This is a genomic window from Tenacibaculum insulae (assembly GCF_964512435.1).
In the GTDB taxonomy this organism is placed as follows: Bacteria; Bacteroidota; Bacteroidia; order Flavobacteriales; family Flavobacteriaceae; genus Polaribacter; species Polaribacter insulae_A.
This window is the reverse complement of sequence record NZ_OZ208512.1, coordinates 167,432-182,590: the sequence shown is the minus strand read 5'-3', so window position 1 is coordinate 182,590 and position 15,159 is coordinate 167,432. Positions and strand designations below refer to the sequence as shown.

17 protein-coding genes are annotated in these 15,159 nt (G+C 29.0%); 4 read left to right on the top strand and 13 right to left on the bottom strand.

Annotation, left to right across the window (positions count from 1 at the left end):
• The first annotated feature begins 6 nt into the window (after positions 1–6).
• The 4 genes from ACN5J5_RS00770 to ACN5J5_RS00755 all read left to right on the top strand — a co-directional run bounded on the left by ACN5J5_RS00770 (position 7) and on the right by ACN5J5_RS00755 (position 6,132).
• Complete coding sequence (locus ACN5J5_RS00770; RefSeq protein ID WP_418645457.1) at positions 7–3,234, top strand: helicase-related protein; 3,228 nt, start codon at positions 7–9, stop codon at positions 3,232–3,234.
• Positions 3,235–3,885 (top strand): DUF4391 domain-containing protein, encoded by a 651-nt coding sequence (locus ACN5J5_RS00765; RefSeq protein ID WP_418645456.1) that lies wholly within the window; start codon positions 3,235–3,237, stop codon positions 3,883–3,885.
• Positions 3,886–4,870: 985 nt separating this feature from the next.
• Complete coding sequence (locus tag ACN5J5_RS00760) at positions 4,871–5,353, top strand: DUF6943 family protein (RefSeq protein ID WP_418645455.1); 483 nt, start codon at positions 4,871–4,873, stop codon at positions 5,351–5,353.
• Positions 5,354–5,490: 137 nt separating this feature from the next.
• On the top strand, positions 5,491–6,132 hold the full coding sequence (locus ACN5J5_RS00755) for a DUF6266 family protein (RefSeq protein WP_418645454.1): 642 nt from the start codon (positions 5,491–5,493) through the stop codon (positions 6,130–6,132).
• 188 nt (positions 6,133–6,320) lie between these two features.
• Here the strand turns inward: ACN5J5_RS00755 and ACN5J5_RS00750 are convergent, their stop codons facing one another.
• The 13 genes from ACN5J5_RS00750 to ACN5J5_RS00690 all read right to left on the bottom strand — a co-directional run bounded on the left by ACN5J5_RS00750 (position 6,321) and on the right by ACN5J5_RS00690 (position 15,025).
• Positions 6,321–6,842 carry a hypothetical protein gene (locus tag ACN5J5_RS00750; RefSeq protein ID WP_418645453.1) on the bottom strand — a complete coding sequence of 174 codons (522 nt, stop codon included), beginning with the start codon at positions 6,840–6,842 and terminating at the stop codon, positions 6,321–6,323.
• A 155-nt stretch (positions 6,843–6,997) separates the two neighbouring features.
• Positions 6,998–7,300 (bottom strand): type II toxin-antitoxin system RelE/ParE family toxin, encoded by a 303-nt coding sequence (locus ACN5J5_RS00745; RefSeq protein ID WP_418645452.1) that lies wholly within the window; start codon positions 7,298–7,300, stop codon positions 6,998–7,000.
• Positions 7,284–7,517, bottom strand: coding sequence for a hypothetical protein (locus ACN5J5_RS00740; RefSeq protein WP_418645451.1), 234 nt, complete (start codon positions 7,515–7,517; stop codon positions 7,284–7,286). Before ACN5J5_RS00740 ends, ACN5J5_RS00745 begins: the two co-directional genes overlap by 17 nt.
• Positions 7,518–8,215: 698 nt before the next feature.
• Positions 8,216–9,538 (bottom strand): DUF6161 domain-containing protein, encoded by a 1,323-nt coding sequence (locus ACN5J5_RS00735; protein WP_418645450.1) that lies wholly within the window; start codon positions 9,536–9,538, stop codon positions 8,216–8,218.
• 187 nt (positions 9,539–9,725) lie between these two features.
• The gene (locus tag ACN5J5_RS00730) at positions 9,726–9,887 is read right to left on the bottom strand and encodes a hypothetical protein (protein ID WP_418645449.1); all 162 of its coding nucleotides are present in this window, start codon (positions 9,885–9,887) and stop codon (positions 9,726–9,728) included.
• Positions 9,888–9,985: 98 nt separating this feature from the next.
• The gene (locus tag ACN5J5_RS00725) at positions 9,986–10,495 is read right to left on the bottom strand and encodes a hypothetical protein (RefSeq protein ID WP_418645448.1); all 510 of its coding nucleotides are present in this window, start codon (positions 10,493–10,495) and stop codon (positions 9,986–9,988) included.
• 30 nt (positions 10,496–10,525) lie between these two features.
• The gene (locus ACN5J5_RS00720) at positions 10,526–11,275 is read right to left on the bottom strand and encodes a hypothetical protein (protein WP_418645447.1); all 750 of its coding nucleotides are present in this window, start codon (positions 11,273–11,275) and stop codon (positions 10,526–10,528) included.
• 14 nt (positions 11,276–11,289) lie between these two features.
• A complete protein-coding gene (locus ACN5J5_RS00715; RefSeq protein WP_418645446.1) occupies positions 11,290–12,531 on the bottom strand; it encodes a hypothetical protein in 1,242 nt (413 codons plus the stop codon).
• A 224-nt stretch (positions 12,532–12,755) separates the two neighbouring features.
• A complete protein-coding gene (locus tag ACN5J5_RS00710; protein WP_418645445.1) occupies positions 12,756–12,944 on the bottom strand; it encodes a hypothetical protein in 189 nt (62 codons plus the stop codon).
• The gene (locus tag ACN5J5_RS00705) at positions 12,937–13,086 is read right to left on the bottom strand and encodes a hypothetical protein (RefSeq protein WP_418645444.1); all 150 of its coding nucleotides are present in this window, start codon (positions 13,084–13,086) and stop codon (positions 12,937–12,939) included. Before ACN5J5_RS00705 ends, ACN5J5_RS00710 begins: the two co-directional genes overlap by 8 nt.
• A 2-nt stretch (positions 13,087–13,088) precedes the next feature.
• Positions 13,089–13,433, bottom strand: a complete 345-nt coding sequence (locus tag ACN5J5_RS00700; protein ID WP_418645443.1) for a hypothetical protein — start codon at positions 13,431–13,433, stop codon at positions 13,089–13,091.
• 1 nt (position 13,434) lies between these two features.
• Entirely contained in the window at positions 13,435–13,953 is a 519-nt protein-coding gene (locus ACN5J5_RS00695) for a hypothetical protein (RefSeq protein ID WP_418645442.1), read from the bottom strand.
• 151 nt (positions 13,954–14,104) lie between these two features.
• Positions 14,105–15,025, bottom strand: a complete 921-nt coding sequence (locus ACN5J5_RS00690) for a hypothetical protein (protein ID WP_418645441.1) — start codon at positions 15,023–15,025, stop codon at positions 14,105–14,107.
• Positions 15,026–15,159 lie beyond the last annotated feature (134 nt).

Here is a 15,159-nt window from a genome sequence, read left to right as displayed (position 1 = left end):
CGTTTTATGAAAATTATAGATAATGTAAATCATCGCTTAAACGATGAATTAAAAACTGAAATACAAAAAGGAAGTAAGGTAGCAATTGCAGCTTCTTCTTTTTCTATTTATGCTTTTGAAGCTTTAAAAAAAGAATTGAAAAGCATAGAAGAGTTGAAATTTATTTTTACTTCGCCTACGTTTATTAAAGAAAAACTAGATAAAGAATCTAGAGAGTTTTACATTCCTCATATTTTCAATGAAGCCAATTTATGCGGTGGTGAGTTTGAATTAAGATTAAAAAATGAGCTAAACCAAAAAGCAATTGCTAAAGAGTGCTCGCAATGGGTAAAGGATAAAGTAACCTTTAAATCTAATAAAAACAGTGCAACACCTTTAAATGGTTTAATTCACGTCGATAATGATGCTCAAGGTGCTGCATTTGCTAATATCAATGGCTTCACAACTTCAGATTTAGGAGTAAGCCATAAAAAAGGATTTCCAACACTAATACAAAAAGTAGATTTTCCACAAAGTAATGCCTATTTAGATTGGTTTAATCAAATTTGGGATAATCAAGAAAGCTTACAAGATGTTACCAGTTTTGTGCAAGAGTATTTTGAAAATGCGTTTAAAGAAAATAGTCCTGAGTTTATTTATTTTATAACACTGTATAATATATTTAGTGATTTTCTAGATGATATTGCAATGGAAAATTTACCGAATGATGAAATTGGGTTTAAAGATACCGTTGTATGGTCTAAACTATATAATTTCCAAAAGGATGCAGTAATTGGTGCTATTAATAAATTAGAGAAATATAACGGCTGTATAATTGCAGATAGTGTTGGTTTAGGGAAAACATTCTCAGCTTTAGGGGTTATTAAATATTATGAAAAAAGGAATAAAGATGTATTAGTACTTTGTCCTAAAAAGCTAGAAGCCAATTGGAATACCTATCGACAAAATGATAAAGACAATATTTTATCTAAAGATAGATTTAGATACGATGTATTATTTCATACCGATTTATCTAGGGAAAGAGGAATGAGTAATGGTCGTAATTTAGAAAATGTAAATTGGGGTAATTATGGTTTAGTAGTTATTGATGAATCTCATAATTTTAGAAATAACAATACATCTGTTGGTAAGGAAAATAGATACCAGAAGTTACTGCGTAAAATTATGCAAGAAGGTATTGAAACAAAGGTATTAATGTTATCAGCTACACCTGTTAATAATAGATTTAACGATTTAAAAAACCAATTAGCATTAGCTTATGAAGGTGCTTCAGAAAAGATAGATGAAAAATTAGATACAGAAAGAGGGGTTGATACCGTTTTTAGAAGAGCACAATTAGCTTTTAATAGTTGGTCTAAATTTGAAACGGAAAATAGAACGACTGAAAAGTTATTAGAAATGTTAGATTTCGATTTCTTTGAAATTTTAGACAGTTTAACCATAGCGCGTTCTAGAAAACACATTACAACCTATTACGATACTTCAGATATTGGAGAGTTCCCAAAACGTAACAAGCCAATTTCTAAACAAAGTGCATTAACCGAAAATACAGGGACAAACTATATAGAAATTGCTGAAAAGTTAACATTATTAAACCTTTCAGTATATTCACCTTTAAGTTATATTTTACCAAGTAAAGTACAATTGTATGCAGATTTATACGATAAAAAGGTAAAAGCAGGTACGAGTAAATTTGCTCAAATTGATAGAGAATCGAGTTTAAAGATTTTAATGCGTATGAATTTGTTAAAACGTATTGAAAGTTCAGTGTATGCATTTAGATTAACGGTTCAGAATATTTTAGGACAAATTAATAACGCTATAAATGCTATAGAAAAAGGGGAGGATAATACCTTTTCAGGATTGCAAGCTAATGTAACCAATGATATGGATTGGGATGCAGATTGGGGTGATGAAGAAAATGTTATTGGTAAAAAAGTAAAAGTTCATATTGCAGATATGGATGGTAGACGCTGGAAAGAAGATTTAAGTGCTGATGTTGCTATTTTAAATCAATTACTTTCAGAAATTAAACCTGTTAAAAATGACTTAGATTTTAAATTAAAAGATTTAAAAGACTTAGTAAAAGGAAAAATAGAGAAACCATTAAATCCCAATAACAAGAAAGTAATCATATTTACTGCATTTGCAGATACAGCTAATTATTTATACGATAGTTTAAAATCAGAGTTTAAAACCTTTTATGGTTTAAATACGGCATTAATTACAGGTAGTAAACGTAAATGTACAACTAAAGAAATACCTACAGACTTAAACACATTATTAACTTGTTTTTCACCTCGCTCTAAAAGTAAACAACAACTACATCCTAATATTCAAGAAGAAATAGATATTTTAATAGCTACAGATTGTATTTCTGAAGGTCAAAATTTACAAGATTGTGATTTTCTTATCAATTATGATATTCATTGGAATCCTGTACGTATCATTCAGCGTTTCGGTCGTATTGATAGAATTGGTTCAACCAATGCAAATATTACTATGGTTAACTTTTGGCCTGATATTACTTTAGATAATTATATTAATTTAAAATCTAGAGTAGAAAATAGAATGTTAATTAGTAATATGGCAAGTACTGGTGATGATAACATTTTAAATACAGAAGATAAAGATTTAGAATACCGTAAAATTCAATTAAAAAAACTACAAGAAGAAGTAGTCGATTTAGAAGATTTAAGAGAAGGGGTTAGCATTACAGATTTAGGTTTAAATGATTTTAGAATAGATCTATCCAACTATATTAAAAAATTTGGAGAGTTAAAAAACATTCCAGAAGGTTTACACGCTATAACAGAAGCAAACGAGTTTTTTGAAAGAGGTGTTGTTTATGTGTTAAAGAATGTAAATTCAGCAGTTAATATTGATAAAATGAACCGTTTGCATCCATATTATATGGTGTATATTAAACAAAATGGAGATATTAATTTTGGTCATTTAGAAGGTAAAAAAACACTAGATGTTTTTAGAATGTTATGTAAAGACAAAAAAGAACCATTGGTTGAAGTTTGTAAATCTTTTGAGATGGAAACCAATGAGTATAAAGATATGTCAGCATACTCTAATCTATTAAAACAAAGTATCGCCTCTATAGTAGAAACAGAAGAAGAAAAAGAAGTTTTAAGCTTATTTAAAGCAGGTGGTACTGCTGCAGGGAAAAGTCAAATTAAGGGTATAGAAGATTTTAAGTTAATTTCATTTTTAGTCATTAAGTAAATGAGTTTTTTTCAATTACCCATACAAACTATAAAGGATAAGAGTATTCCAAAAAATGCTTTTTACGAGTATGCAACAACTAAACAAAAACAGTTGTTTGTAGATGTAGTTGATAAGATACGATGGCAAAACAAATTAGCATCAGATACCATTAATTTAGAAGGTATTGAAGTTCAGGAAATTCAAATATTTGAAATCAAATTAAAACAACGAAAAAATATTGAATCGGTATTACCTATTATAGAAAAAGCAATTCCTTACCATATCATATTTATTATATCATTTAATGATGAGGTAATGCTGTATACATCACAAAAACACGCACATCCTGTTAATGAAAATAATGCTGTAGTAGATTGGGTATTTAAAACAGATTGGTTTGATAGCGCATCAAGTAAATATAGCATTGTATTAAAGGAAAGTTTAGATAAAGTATTTAGTGATTTTTGTTTTCAAATTACTAATAATTTTGAAGCAAATTCTAAAAAGGATTTAAAAGAACTAATTGAAAAAGAACAAAAAATACAAGACTTAACGAATCAAATTAATAGATTTGAAGCTCAAATAAAGAGAACGAAACAGTTTAATAAAAAGCAACCTTTAAATAGTAAGCTAAACCTTGTAAAAGAAGAGCTGAATAAATTATTATAAATCCCCACAACCCAAAACCCAGTTTTCTCGTACCTCAAAATCCTCTGTTTTTTGTGTTGTTCCCCTCGCCACTGCATAGTTGTTTTTATGTCACAATAATTGTAGCCAACGCTATAATGGCACATTGCTTGTTTTATTTAAAAGTAGTTATTTTAAGAAATTAGTACAATAAAAAAGCAAAGAGCCATTGCCAACGCTCAAACAACTATTACGCCATAAAAACAACCCAAAGCTATGTTTACATAATGCGTAGTTATAGTCCTCTTTCGTAAACTACAGGGTCTATAACGGTCATTATGTAAAATAGCCGCACATCAGCCGCATACAACCAGACACAATAACAATAGTTAGGGTGCAATACAATAATTCCAATCTTATGCATTAATTTTATAAGTGTTTTTCAGTAATTTAAAAGCAAGTATTTAGTATAGTTAGCTAAGTATAAAAACTATTAAACAAATAGATAAAACACCTATAAAAATAAAAAATAGCCAAATAAGAGTATGCTTATTTACACAAACATATAAGCAAAAAACGAAATTTTAAATTAAAACGATAATCAAGTAAAAACAGTGGTAGCAATTAATAAATAAGCACACACATATTTCCGCTACTGCCAGCGCACTACGTATTTTACTATTGTTTTTATTTCTTAGCTCATTCAAGCTGCACAAAACCATCGTTAAGTCAAGAATTCCTTACCTCAAGTATTTGTTTGTTTCACTTCGTTAAAAAATAAAAAAGAGAACAACAATATTGGTAACAAAGAAGAATAAAAAAGGTAGCAAATATAAGTGCCTAGCTTCAGCCGACGCTAAAAGCCTGTAAAGGTCAAGCCCTACGGGTTTTGAATAAAACTTTTTTTACAATAATTCTACTTTTTCATTAAACATTTTAACTCAAAAAACTTTTATCCAAAAACCTTGACAGTCTTATCCAAGGCACTTTTACATAGCACATCTTTTTTCTTTCTTTTCCAAAAATAATGGCGCGAAGCGTAGCGAAGCAAATTTTTAATTGGATAGCTATGTCAACTTTTGAACTGAAAACACACCGAATCGGAAAAACGTACTCGAACCCTCATTTTTTTATACTAAACAAAGGTCTAAACAGCGGAAAACCGCTCTCAAATCCTTGTCCTAATTGTTTTGTTGTAACAACATCAACCGAAAAAAAGAAAAACACACTTTTTCACTTATCTATGATGCTACAAATAGGCGGTTTTTACGCTTATTATTTAAAAGGTAGTGTTATTCCGTTTATATCAATAGATGATTGCAGAAAAACGCTTAAAAGCAGTTTAAAATCAAATTATAATGCAGAGGATATAATGCAAAAACATATTAAAGCAGTTGAGGTTATCAGTAAAAAAGAAAAAGAGTTACAAAATGTCATTGATAAAATGGCAGTTTTAAAGGTCGCATATATACGTAATTGTTTCAACTTGATGCAAACTAAAGAAGGATAATGCAAAGGCATCTAAACGACTAAAAACAGTAGCAAAATGGCATTATTTTGGTTATATTAGAGGAGTAAACAAAGTTTAAAAGCAATATCAAGTCCGTACCAAATCCGAACGAGTATTAATTTAAAATTGTTATAGTAATGGGGAAAATTTCTCAAGGTATTTTAGGAGGATTATCAGGTAAAGTAGGAAACGTTATCGGAGGTAATTGGAAAGGTATTGATTATTTAAGAATCAAACCATCAAGCGTGGCGAACCCACGTACAGAAGGGCAAGTAAATCAACGTAATAAATTTACTATTACATTGGAATACTTACAGGCTAATAAAGGTTTTATTAAAATTGGTTATAAGGCATTTGCAACCAAGAAAACGGAATTTAATGCAGCTATGTCTTATGTGTTAAATAATGCAGTAGGAGGTATCGCGCCAAACTTCATGATTGATTATTCTTTAGCTTTATTAAGTAGAGGTGGTTTGTCTGGTGTTTTAAATGGTACAACTGATTTAACTAATGCAGGACAAGTCTCTTTTGGTTGGGATGATAACTCAGCAGAAGGAAATGCAAATACAACTGATAAAGCTATGGTATTGGTTTATAATCCAAGTAAGAAAGAATCAATTTCTATTCTTGATGGTGCTGATAGAACAGTAGGTTCTCAAATCGTTACTATACCAGGCACTTATGCAGGGGATACGGTAGAGTTGTTTATGGCGTTTGTATCTGAAGATGGTAAAACAGTATCAAATAGTGTGTATTTAGGCTCTGGTACGGCAGCTTAATAACTTTAAGCATAAATACATGATGAAAAACGTTTCTATTAATTTAGAAGCGTTTTTTTATGCTTATAGGTTATTTAATTATATGAACATAAATGTTATACCTATGTTGTACCTTTTTTAATTTTACTCATTTTATCTCAATAAATACAATGTCTGTGATGACTTATTAATATAACACGTTGTTGGCATTAGGTTTTTTTTCCGAATTTGTTCAACAATCCGCTTTTAACATTTTTTATCGAATTATTTACCAAAAAAGTTCCACTTTTCAAATTCTCTATTGTTTCGATTCCGCTTATTATTTTCTGTAAATTATCTTCGTTTATTTCAGACGTTTTTATTGATTTGAGAATATGTCTACTCGGTTTAAAATCTAAAGGTAGATTGTCATATAATAGAGAGTATTCAAATCCAATTTCAATTTTTTTATTATTCACTATCCACCAATTTGAGCCAGATTCGTGTTCGATTGGGTCAATTCTAACAGTCAATTTGTTTTTCTTTTCCGAATCTGCATATCCTTTTTCATAAGATTTTCTTTCAATATTTGAAACATCTTTAAGTAATTCCTCATATTTTGCATTAAGTTCAGCCTTAACAATATCTAATTCTGACTGTTTTTCTTTCAGATGTTTATTTTTCAGATTGAGTATAGTAGCAACTAATATCAATAGTCCAATTATAGTTGTAAATATTATTGTTTCGTTCATATGTTCAACTTAATGCCAACGTGTTTGTGCATGATTTCGTTAAGGAAAAGTGCGTGAGCAATTTTCCGAATTTACACTAAAGATAATAAAAATGCGAGGAATTTCCGCAAGGAAATTCCACCTTAATGAATTATGCACGTTGTTGGGCAACGGTTTTATAGTTTTCTCTTATTCGGGTTTTTTCTGTTTGAAAATAAAGAAATAATTTCAATCGAATTTTTATTAATTCTGTAATAAAGATTATTGTGTTTTTCGACAACAGCTTTTCTAATATTTCTCTTCTCAAATGATACAGGGAAGATTTCGGGTGATTTTGAAATCAGTTCTATTGTATGGTCTAGCTTAGCAGAGAATGTTCTTAACTCTCTTTCAGTCCATTTGTTCTCAAGATATTCAATAGTTTCTTTTAGTTCAGATATTGCATGACTAGTCCACAGAATTTTATAACCACTTTTCATAAATTTCTTTCACGTTTGAGTGAGAAGTCAATTTTCCGTTATCAGCATCTTGAATTCCTTTTTCAATAGATTCTTTTTCTCTTGCAGAAATTTCATTCCACCAATCGTTTTTCTCTTTCTCTCTTAATTTCATTAGTTTGTCAATTAGAGAAGTGTCATTCAAAGTTGATAGCCATTGAATCAACTCTATTTTTTTATTTTCTAAACTTAAATTCATAATTTCAAATTTACAAATTAAATCTAAATATTCAATTTTTGAACGTGATTTTAACTGTTGCCCAACGTGATTGTATAAGATTAGTTGCGGTTTTGTGTGCGAGGATTTTCCGCAGGAAAATCAGACGTAACAAAATTGCAACGACCTTTAGTTAAGCACTAAATTAAGCAATTAATTTTATACGTTGTTGGCTTTTAGTGCTTTTTATCCGCTTAATTATTTATTCCGATTCTAATTGTCAGTCGCTTTTTTATTCCGCAATTTATTTTTTTTTAAGGTTGAGTGAATTCAAACGTTTTTCAATTCCGCAAACTTGTTCAAATTCCGCAATATTTTCAATTCAGCGTTTGAGTGAGCAATTCCGCAAGTTGCTAAATTCCGATTTTATTCATTAAGTTCAGATTCCGCAAACAAGCTAAAAAGTCCGCTGTATTTTTCATTCAGAGTTTGAGTGATTATTCAGTTCAATATTCCGTAATAATTTTCAGATTTTAAGGAAAATACCTTTCTAAATATACCTGAAATTGGCGATTTTGAAATGTCCTCCAGCATTAAAGCCAACGTGTTTGTATATGGTTTGTTGCGTGGTTTAGCACGTAATTTAGCAAATAAAAACCGAATAGAAAGTCCGCGAGGACTTTCGTAAGTAGGCGAGAAGCCAGCAATAAATTATATACGGTGTTAGCCATCTGGCTTTTCTATTTTCCTCCAAATATTTTTCCTGAGATATCGCTCGGCATAGTTGGACCTGAGTCATCTTTTAATAAACCTGTCTCAGCTCTACTGAATAGTGATTGTAGAATAAGGTTTTTATCTTTTTCATCAACAGCATTGTCTTTTATTAACGCTAAATAAACATAGGTTAGTTGTTCTCTTTCTTCGGAATCTCTAGCCAAATGAAAAGAACTAAAAGCAACCTTATTTAATGCTCTTATTCCAAATGCTAGAAATGATATGAAAGTTACGTAAATAATCGACCACTTTATTGCTTGGGCATTACCTTTTACAAAACTCAATAACATCCCTTCTGGTGTTAACCAAAGTAATAGATATAAAGTAATACAAGTAAAAGTTACAAGTCCAATTAACCAATAAATAGCTTTCCAGCCTTCTTCCTTTAATTCAATAGCTCTATTTTTCCAATATTCAGCAGGTTTTTTTAACCTCAAGAGTTCTTCATAGGTATGCTCTAAGTCAGATACTTTCTTTTTTGCACCTATCTCTTTTTCTGTTCCTTCAAACCAATCATTAAAAATAGATTCTTTTGTTGTTTTAAAATTGTCAAACTCTTCTTTTACGCCTATAATTTTATTTTCTTCATTACCCTCAAACCAATTTGTAAAGAGCAATTTTTTCTCTTCTTTTAGATTTTCAATCTTTTCTAAATACTCGTTATATTTTTCATTTGTGTTTTTTAGATGATTTACTAAATCTGTTTCAGTTTCACTTAATTGATTTTTGAATTCCGTTTTTAGCTTGCTAAGTGAAGTTCTTTCTTTTTTTCGTCTTTCAGTTATTTCAGCTTTATCTTTCAATTCAAATTCGTAAGCTAATATGCTACCTATAAATGCATTTCTGTCATTTAAGTTATTGTTTGACTTAATTAAATAGTTATAAGCTCCATTTACTGAATTCGGTAAACTTTTTGATAAATCAACAATGAATTTTGTGTAGACAGAGTCAAACGTAAAGTAATTACCATTACTTTGTAATTGAGATTGTTCTGTTCTCCAACCATTATTTAATTGAGCTTCATTGTGATTTTGATATCTGTTCACAAAGCTTTCAATTCGGTTTTTTAGATTTGTAAAGTGTTGTTTTGAAGAATTTAAGACACTCGGTATAGATTCGATTTCCTCCCAACCAGAAACTTGTTTAGATAAAAACTTATGAATTGAGCTAATCCCTTTAAAAGATTGTTCAAACTCAATGTGAGGATAATGGATTTCGACTTCAGCTGAATTGAACCATTCTTTTTCGGTAGACTCCGCTATTATATTTCTAATTTCTGTTGTTGTCATTTTTTGCAGAATGTTTTTTCAGCTTGTGGCTAACGTGTTTGTATAAGATTAGTTGCGTATTTTAAGGACTAAAGTTAGCAAATAAAACACAGATAGAAAGTTTGCGAGAACTTTCGTAAATTGGCTAAAACCAGCAATTAATTTTATACGTTGTTAGCAAATGTTATTTTTATTTATCGAGTTAATTTTAAACAATGATAAAAGTTAGCTTAAGAGTATATCTCACGCTAACAGCTTCACCACTTTGTTTTGCAGGTTTCATTTTAGGCAAAAGGTTTGCTAATCTAACTAGTTCTTTTTTTATTCTAGGATGGGGTGCTTTTGGTATTATTTCTGAAATTTCACCCATTGAATTAATATTAAATTCTAGAGAAACCCTCTTTTTCCCACTTGGTATTCCTAAATTATTCAGTAATTCAAAATCAAAGTTTTTTGTAAAAAACCTCCTTATTTTTTTTCAAAACAATCTTTCAGTTTATTCCTTCCTCCTTCGCATCCTGGGTAAATAGGTGGGCTTTCTACAATAGTAATAGGGATAGGTTTTTTATTTTTTAAAGCTTCTCTAATTATTTTCTTTTCGTCTAAAATCCTTTGTCTTTCTTTTTCTTTTTCTCCCTCAGCTTTTTCTTTAATTTCTACAGATAAAGAAACCATTTCATTATAATCGCTATGGTCTTCATTGGCGTTTTTAAAATAATTTTTTAAGTGTTTATCTGCTTCTAAAGAATTATTGTTGTTAAGCGAAATTTTTACATATAAAGCTTCTATTTTAGCATTGGTAGTACTTAAATATTCAACGGTTTTATCTAATTGTTCTAGTGCGGTTGTGTTTTCTCCATTACTATAAGCCTCTTGTGCTTTTAAAAAGTAAGATTTTGCTAAAACTTCGTTACTCTGTGCATTTACAGTAACAATTATTGATAATACTAAAATTGTGGTGGTTATAATTTTTTTCATAACAATGTTTATTTTTGAAATTAATTAACACTAAAAATTAAATGATAAAGGCATTGTGTATTTAAGAACTACGTTACTGCCATTATGCATGGCAGGTTTCATTTTAGGTAGCGATTTTATTAGCCTAATTATTTCTTTTTTCATACTTGGGTTAGTCACAGTTTTGTTTAATTCATCTTTTATCCTTAAACCTTGAAAAGAGGAATTACCATACAACCCAACGTTAAATTTAAAATAAACTTTAACTTTACCAGAAGGCATGTTTGATACATTTTTATCATTAAAATTAGTCATAAAGTATTTCCTTATTTTTTTAGAAAAACATAATTTCAATTCACGATTAGTTCCGGTACAACCTGAAAACACGGGTGGTGTTTCTACAGTAGTAAAATTAAAAATTTCTGCATTTTCATTATCGTCTTTACGTTTACTTATAGCGGCTTTTTCTTCTTTAAAATCAACATACAAAGTAATTATGTCATTATAGTCACTATGGTTCTCGTTTGCTTCTTTAAAATAATTGCTAAAATGTTTATCCGCATCTAAGTAGTTTTTTTCATTAAGAGCAATTTTTACATACAGAGCTTCAATTTTAGCATTGGTAGCTCCTAAATATTCAATTGTTTTGTCTAATTGTTTTACTGTATTAGTATTTTCTCCATTACCATAGGCTTCTTGCGCTTTTAAAAAATAAGTTCTTGCTAAAACCTCTTTGCTTTGTGCATTTGCAGTAACAATTATTGATAATACTAAAAGTGTGGTGGTTATAATTTTTTTCATTTTGTTAGTTTTTATTAATTCCAAAAGTCGTTACTTTTCTTTTTTGTAGTTGTTGTTTTCTTTTTCTTATTTCCCCAGAAATCAGTATTTGAAGTTTTAGTTTTTATTGTACCTGATTTATTATAACTAAAAGTGATGTCATTGCCAATATTAATATAACTAGACTGCGCGTTTCTTTTTATACTTTGAAAGTAACTCTCTTGTTGTTGTTGAGAACTATATACTCCATAAACAAAAACATCTTTAACATTATGTTTTTTCTTGAATTTATTTAAAACATCTTGTTTGTATGGTAGTTGGTTGTCAGAGTTTTTGTGAAGAGTTAATTTAGAGAGTTTAATTTCTTCATCATTTATTTTTGCTAAAAGTATAAAGTATGCCTTTGCACTAGAGTAAGATAACGGAATTTTTGCATCCGTTAATGTGTTCATAAATTGTGTTTTGGCAGTTTCAATTCTTTCTTTTTTTAAGCGCTCTTCTTCTTCACGGCGGTATTTTTCTCGTCTTTGTTTTCGCTTAATTGCTTCTAAGCGTTCTTCTTCTTCCCATTCTCTTAATTGTTTTTCTCTCTTTCTCTCTCTCTCTCTATTAGACTCTTCAAAGACGGAACTGATAAGATTTTTGGCTTCCTTACCAATTTTGTCCATAGATGCATTGTATCTTTCATAACTTTTTTTCTCATTATCTAGAAACCTTTTAGCTTCATTTCTTCGCTTATTTTCTGCTTGTTCTCTCCTATATTCTGCTTCTTGAGCTTCTCGTCTTCTTTTTTCGTAGATAGATTCTGTTTGCGTGTTTTGGTAGCTGCTATTGTTGTTGTAATTTGTTTCTTGATTGTTGTAACTTTCGGTTTCGCTAGTAGAAGAATTAGTTGCTGGTGATGTATAGTTTCTATCGGTAGATTGTACACTTATAATTTCCCAAGACCCTTGATTTGCGATTGCATGACATTCATATATTTTTACAGAAGAGTTGGGTTTTATAATTTCAGATTTTGTTATTGTACTTTCCCCGTTTTTAAAACTACCTTGGTATTTTACTGTAACTCTTATTCTTTGGTCGCAATTATTGGTAATGGTTGTATGAGCAGATAACCAGCCTTTTTCTCTATCATCTCCTAAACAAGTATATTTAAATTCAGTTTGCGAAAGGCTTACACATTCATCCCAATTACTTACTGATTCTCCAGCAATAGATTGTGCATATCCAAGATTAGTAATGATGATGATAATCAATGTTAAAATAAGTCTTTTCATATTATATAATTTTAATTTTCGAAATATAAAAAATCATCTAGTTTTTGTCAATACCTATTTGTGGGTATTTCGGTCTCTAATATTTGCTAACGTTGTTGTATAAGATTAGTTGCGTGGTTTAAGCACTAAATTTAGCAAATAAATCACAGATAGAAAGTCCGCGAGGACTTTCGTAAATTAGCTAAAACCAGCAATTAATTTTATACGGTGTTGGCAAATCGTTATTATAATTCAATTTTTGATATTATACTAAAAACAATAACAAAAACTCCTATTGCAATTCCTATTCTAATTTGTAATACTTGAAATGGACTGTGAATATATTTTTGCCTTCTTGATATGAAAAAATTAGATTTCCAGTAAGCTAAAACAGCTAAAAACCCAGGTATTCCGTAAATTAAATAATTATCCATTATTGATTAAATAGCTTAAAATGATTAATAAGATTATCGATGTAATAACTGTAGTTTTAACAGAGAATACTCCTAAAAAGTGAGAACGTTTTTCCCATTTTCTAACTAATTTTGCAAGTGTGTTGTATTGTTCATTTCTCATAATTATAAATCTCCAAAGCTTTCTACATATCCATTTAAACAAGTCACGCGATATTTGTATTTGACATTACCCAATCTATTCTTAAATTTACCATATAAATAGTGATGATAAATGTTTTCTGAATCTACATTTTCATTTATTTTATCTGGTCTACCCATTAAATATGTTAGAATTGGAGCTGGCATACCTACATAATGTTTTTTTGATTTGATGATTCGATAATCTTCGTCACCTAATGTTTTTTTTATATATTTTAGTAATCTATTTCTTTTGTCAAAATGGTCATATATAGCCCAAATAATATAAAGAGGAAGAAATATTGTTATTAATAGTAATGCTATTTCCATATTATAGTTTAGAGTGTGAAGTTAAATAAAATTCTCCTGTGTCATTTTCATCCCAAAGTATTAAATGGATTTGATTGCCTTTTGTGTAATCATCCGAAATATTTAAAGAAGTCTCAATGTAATTTTTTATTCTTTTAATAAGTGTTTCGTTAACTTTTGAAAAAATCATAATTTTTGTAGATTTAGTTGCAATTAATAATTTGTCAAAATCTATTTTGAAGTGCCCAAAAGTTTTATAGCTTATTTCAGATTCTAATACTAAATCAATAGATGAAACAATATTTTCATTCTTGTTTTCATACATTTTATACCAAACTAAATCAAATAACCATTCTTTTTCATTATATTCCTTTTTGCAATTTGTTGCAACTTCATATCCCATTTCTTCACCTAAATCACCAATGATTATTTTTAATTGGTTTGTGAATTCTTTATAATTATGTTTTCCAATTTCAGAAAGAAAATCATTTTTATTTTGTAATCTTTCGTAAATTAAACTTGCTATTCCTTTTCTTTCCATTTTTAATTGGAGTTTGTTTTAATGTTTGCCAACGTTTTTGTATATGATTTGTTGCGTGGTTTAGCACGTAATTTAGCAAATAAAAACCGAATAGAAAATCCGCGAGGATTTTCGTAAGTAGGCTAGAACTAGCAATAAATTATATACGGTGTTAGCAAAAGTATTTTTGTTGTGATTTATATTTATTCCTAATGAATTCAGTAAATTCAACTCGACCTATTTTCACAGGAAGAAATTTAACTTTCATATCCATTTTAAATTTAGATATCTTTTCTTTATTTAAATCTCGTCCAATCATAATACGTTTGTGAGGGTAATTAACTTTGTCAATATTTAAAATTGTATAAATTTTATTTAGTGCTGGAGATTTAAAAAAATTGTTCGAAATTATATTCATATAAACATCAGACATTTTATAACTTTCTTGAATATGAAATACTCCATATTCAGGGTGTTCTATAATTAATATACCCGGAAAAGAAAAAGTATTAGTAGAATTTAAATATTCTATTTTATTTAAATCTATATCATTTGTTAAACTAGTTAATTTAGAGGGTTTTAAGTTTTCTAAGTAATTAAAACCTTCTTCAAAAATTATTTCTTTTAATTTTAAAGTTTCAAGCCATAATTTGTCATTAATATTTTCAGGCAAAGATTTTTCTTTGTATTCTCCTCCTATCTGTAAACCTAATTTCTTGTGTAATTGTGGTTGCAAGAAACAAGGGATTTGTTCAATACCAAATTCTACTAATTCTCTAGTTGCAAAGTTTTCTTCTAATAGTTGAATTTTGAAATCTTCATAAGAAAGATTTTTTGGAGTTAAAGGATTATAACTTTTAAGTTCTTTGTATGTCCTGAAAAAATAAGAATTCTCCTTTTCACTCTCAATTTTTTTTAATTTTTCTATATTATCTGCATAATTTATATATTTCATTATTCCATTTGATATTAAAAATATTCCAGAAAAAGAAGATGGTAAATTGTTTAGTTTATTTTTTTCAGAATTTATCAAGTAGTATATTCCTGAATAAAGAATTTCTGAGCTTTTTTCTTGAGTTTCTATCCAGTTCATTTTTATATTTTTGCTAACGGTCTTGTGTATGATTTCGTTGCGTGTTTAAGCACTAAAGTTAGCAAATAAAAACTGAATAGAAAATCCGCGAGGATTTTCGTAAGTAGGCTAAAACTAGCAATGAATTATACACG

What these genes read in the sequence shown, in the direction of transcription:
- ACN5J5_RS00690 (WP_418645441.1), bottom strand. Translation starts at nt 15,025, where the DNA reads ATGAACTGGATAGAAACTCAAGAAAAAAGCTCAGAAATTCTTTATTCA.
- ACN5J5_RS00725 (WP_418645448.1), bottom strand. Translation starts at nt 10,495, where the DNA reads ATGAAAAAAATTATAACCACCACAATTTTAGTATTATCAATAATTGTT.
- ACN5J5_RS00705 (WP_418645444.1), bottom strand. Translation starts at nt 13,086, where the DNA reads ATGAGAAATGAACAATACAACACACTTGCAAAATTAGTTAGAAAATGG.
- ACN5J5_RS00750 (WP_418645453.1), bottom strand. Translation starts at nt 6,842, where the DNA reads ATGAACGAAACAATAATATTTACAACTATAATTGGACTATTGATATTA.
- ACN5J5_RS00715 (WP_418645446.1), bottom strand. Translation starts at nt 12,531, where the DNA reads ATGAAAAGACTTATTTTAACATTGATTATCATCATCATTACTAATCTT.
- ACN5J5_RS00710 (WP_418645445.1), bottom strand. Translation starts at nt 12,944, where the DNA reads ATGGATAATTATTTAATTTACGGAATACCTGGGTTTTTAGCTGTTTTA.
- ACN5J5_RS00765 (WP_418645456.1), top strand. Translation starts at nt 3,235, where the DNA reads ATGAGTTTTTTTCAATTACCCATACAAACTATAAAGGATAAGAGTATT.
- ACN5J5_RS00740 (WP_418645451.1), bottom strand. Translation starts at nt 7,517, where the DNA reads ATGAATTTAAGTTTAGAAAATAAAAAAATAGAGTTGATTCAATGGCTA.
- ACN5J5_RS00730 (WP_418645449.1), bottom strand. Translation starts at nt 9,887, where the DNA reads ATGGGTGAAATTTCAGAAATAATACCAAAAGCACCCCATCCTAGAATA.
- ACN5J5_RS00735 (WP_418645450.1), bottom strand. Translation starts at nt 9,538, where the DNA reads ATGACAACAACAGAAATTAGAAATATAATAGCGGAGTCTACCGAAAAA.
- ACN5J5_RS00760 (WP_418645455.1), top strand. Translation starts at nt 4,871, where the DNA reads ATGGCGCGAAGCGTAGCGAAGCAAATTTTTAATTGGATAGCTATGTCA.
- ACN5J5_RS00755 (WP_418645454.1), top strand. Translation starts at nt 5,491, where the DNA reads ATGGGGAAAATTTCTCAAGGTATTTTAGGAGGATTATCAGGTAAAGTA.
- ACN5J5_RS00695 (WP_418645442.1), bottom strand. Translation starts at nt 13,953, where the DNA reads ATGGAAAGAAAAGGAATAGCAAGTTTAATTTACGAAAGATTACAAAAT.
- ACN5J5_RS00770 (WP_418645457.1), top strand. Translation starts at nt 7, where the DNA reads ATGAAAATTATAGATAATGTAAATCATCGCTTAAACGATGAATTAAAA.
- ACN5J5_RS00720 (WP_418645447.1), bottom strand. Translation starts at nt 11,275, where the DNA reads ATGAAAAAAATTATAACCACCACACTTTTAGTATTATCAATAATTGTT.
- ACN5J5_RS00745 (WP_418645452.1), bottom strand. Translation starts at nt 7,300, where the DNA reads ATGAAAAGTGGTTATAAAATTCTGTGGACTAGTCATGCAATATCTGAA.
- ACN5J5_RS00700 (WP_418645443.1), bottom strand. Translation starts at nt 13,433, where the DNA reads ATGGAAATAGCATTACTATTAATAACAATATTTCTTCCTCTTTATATT.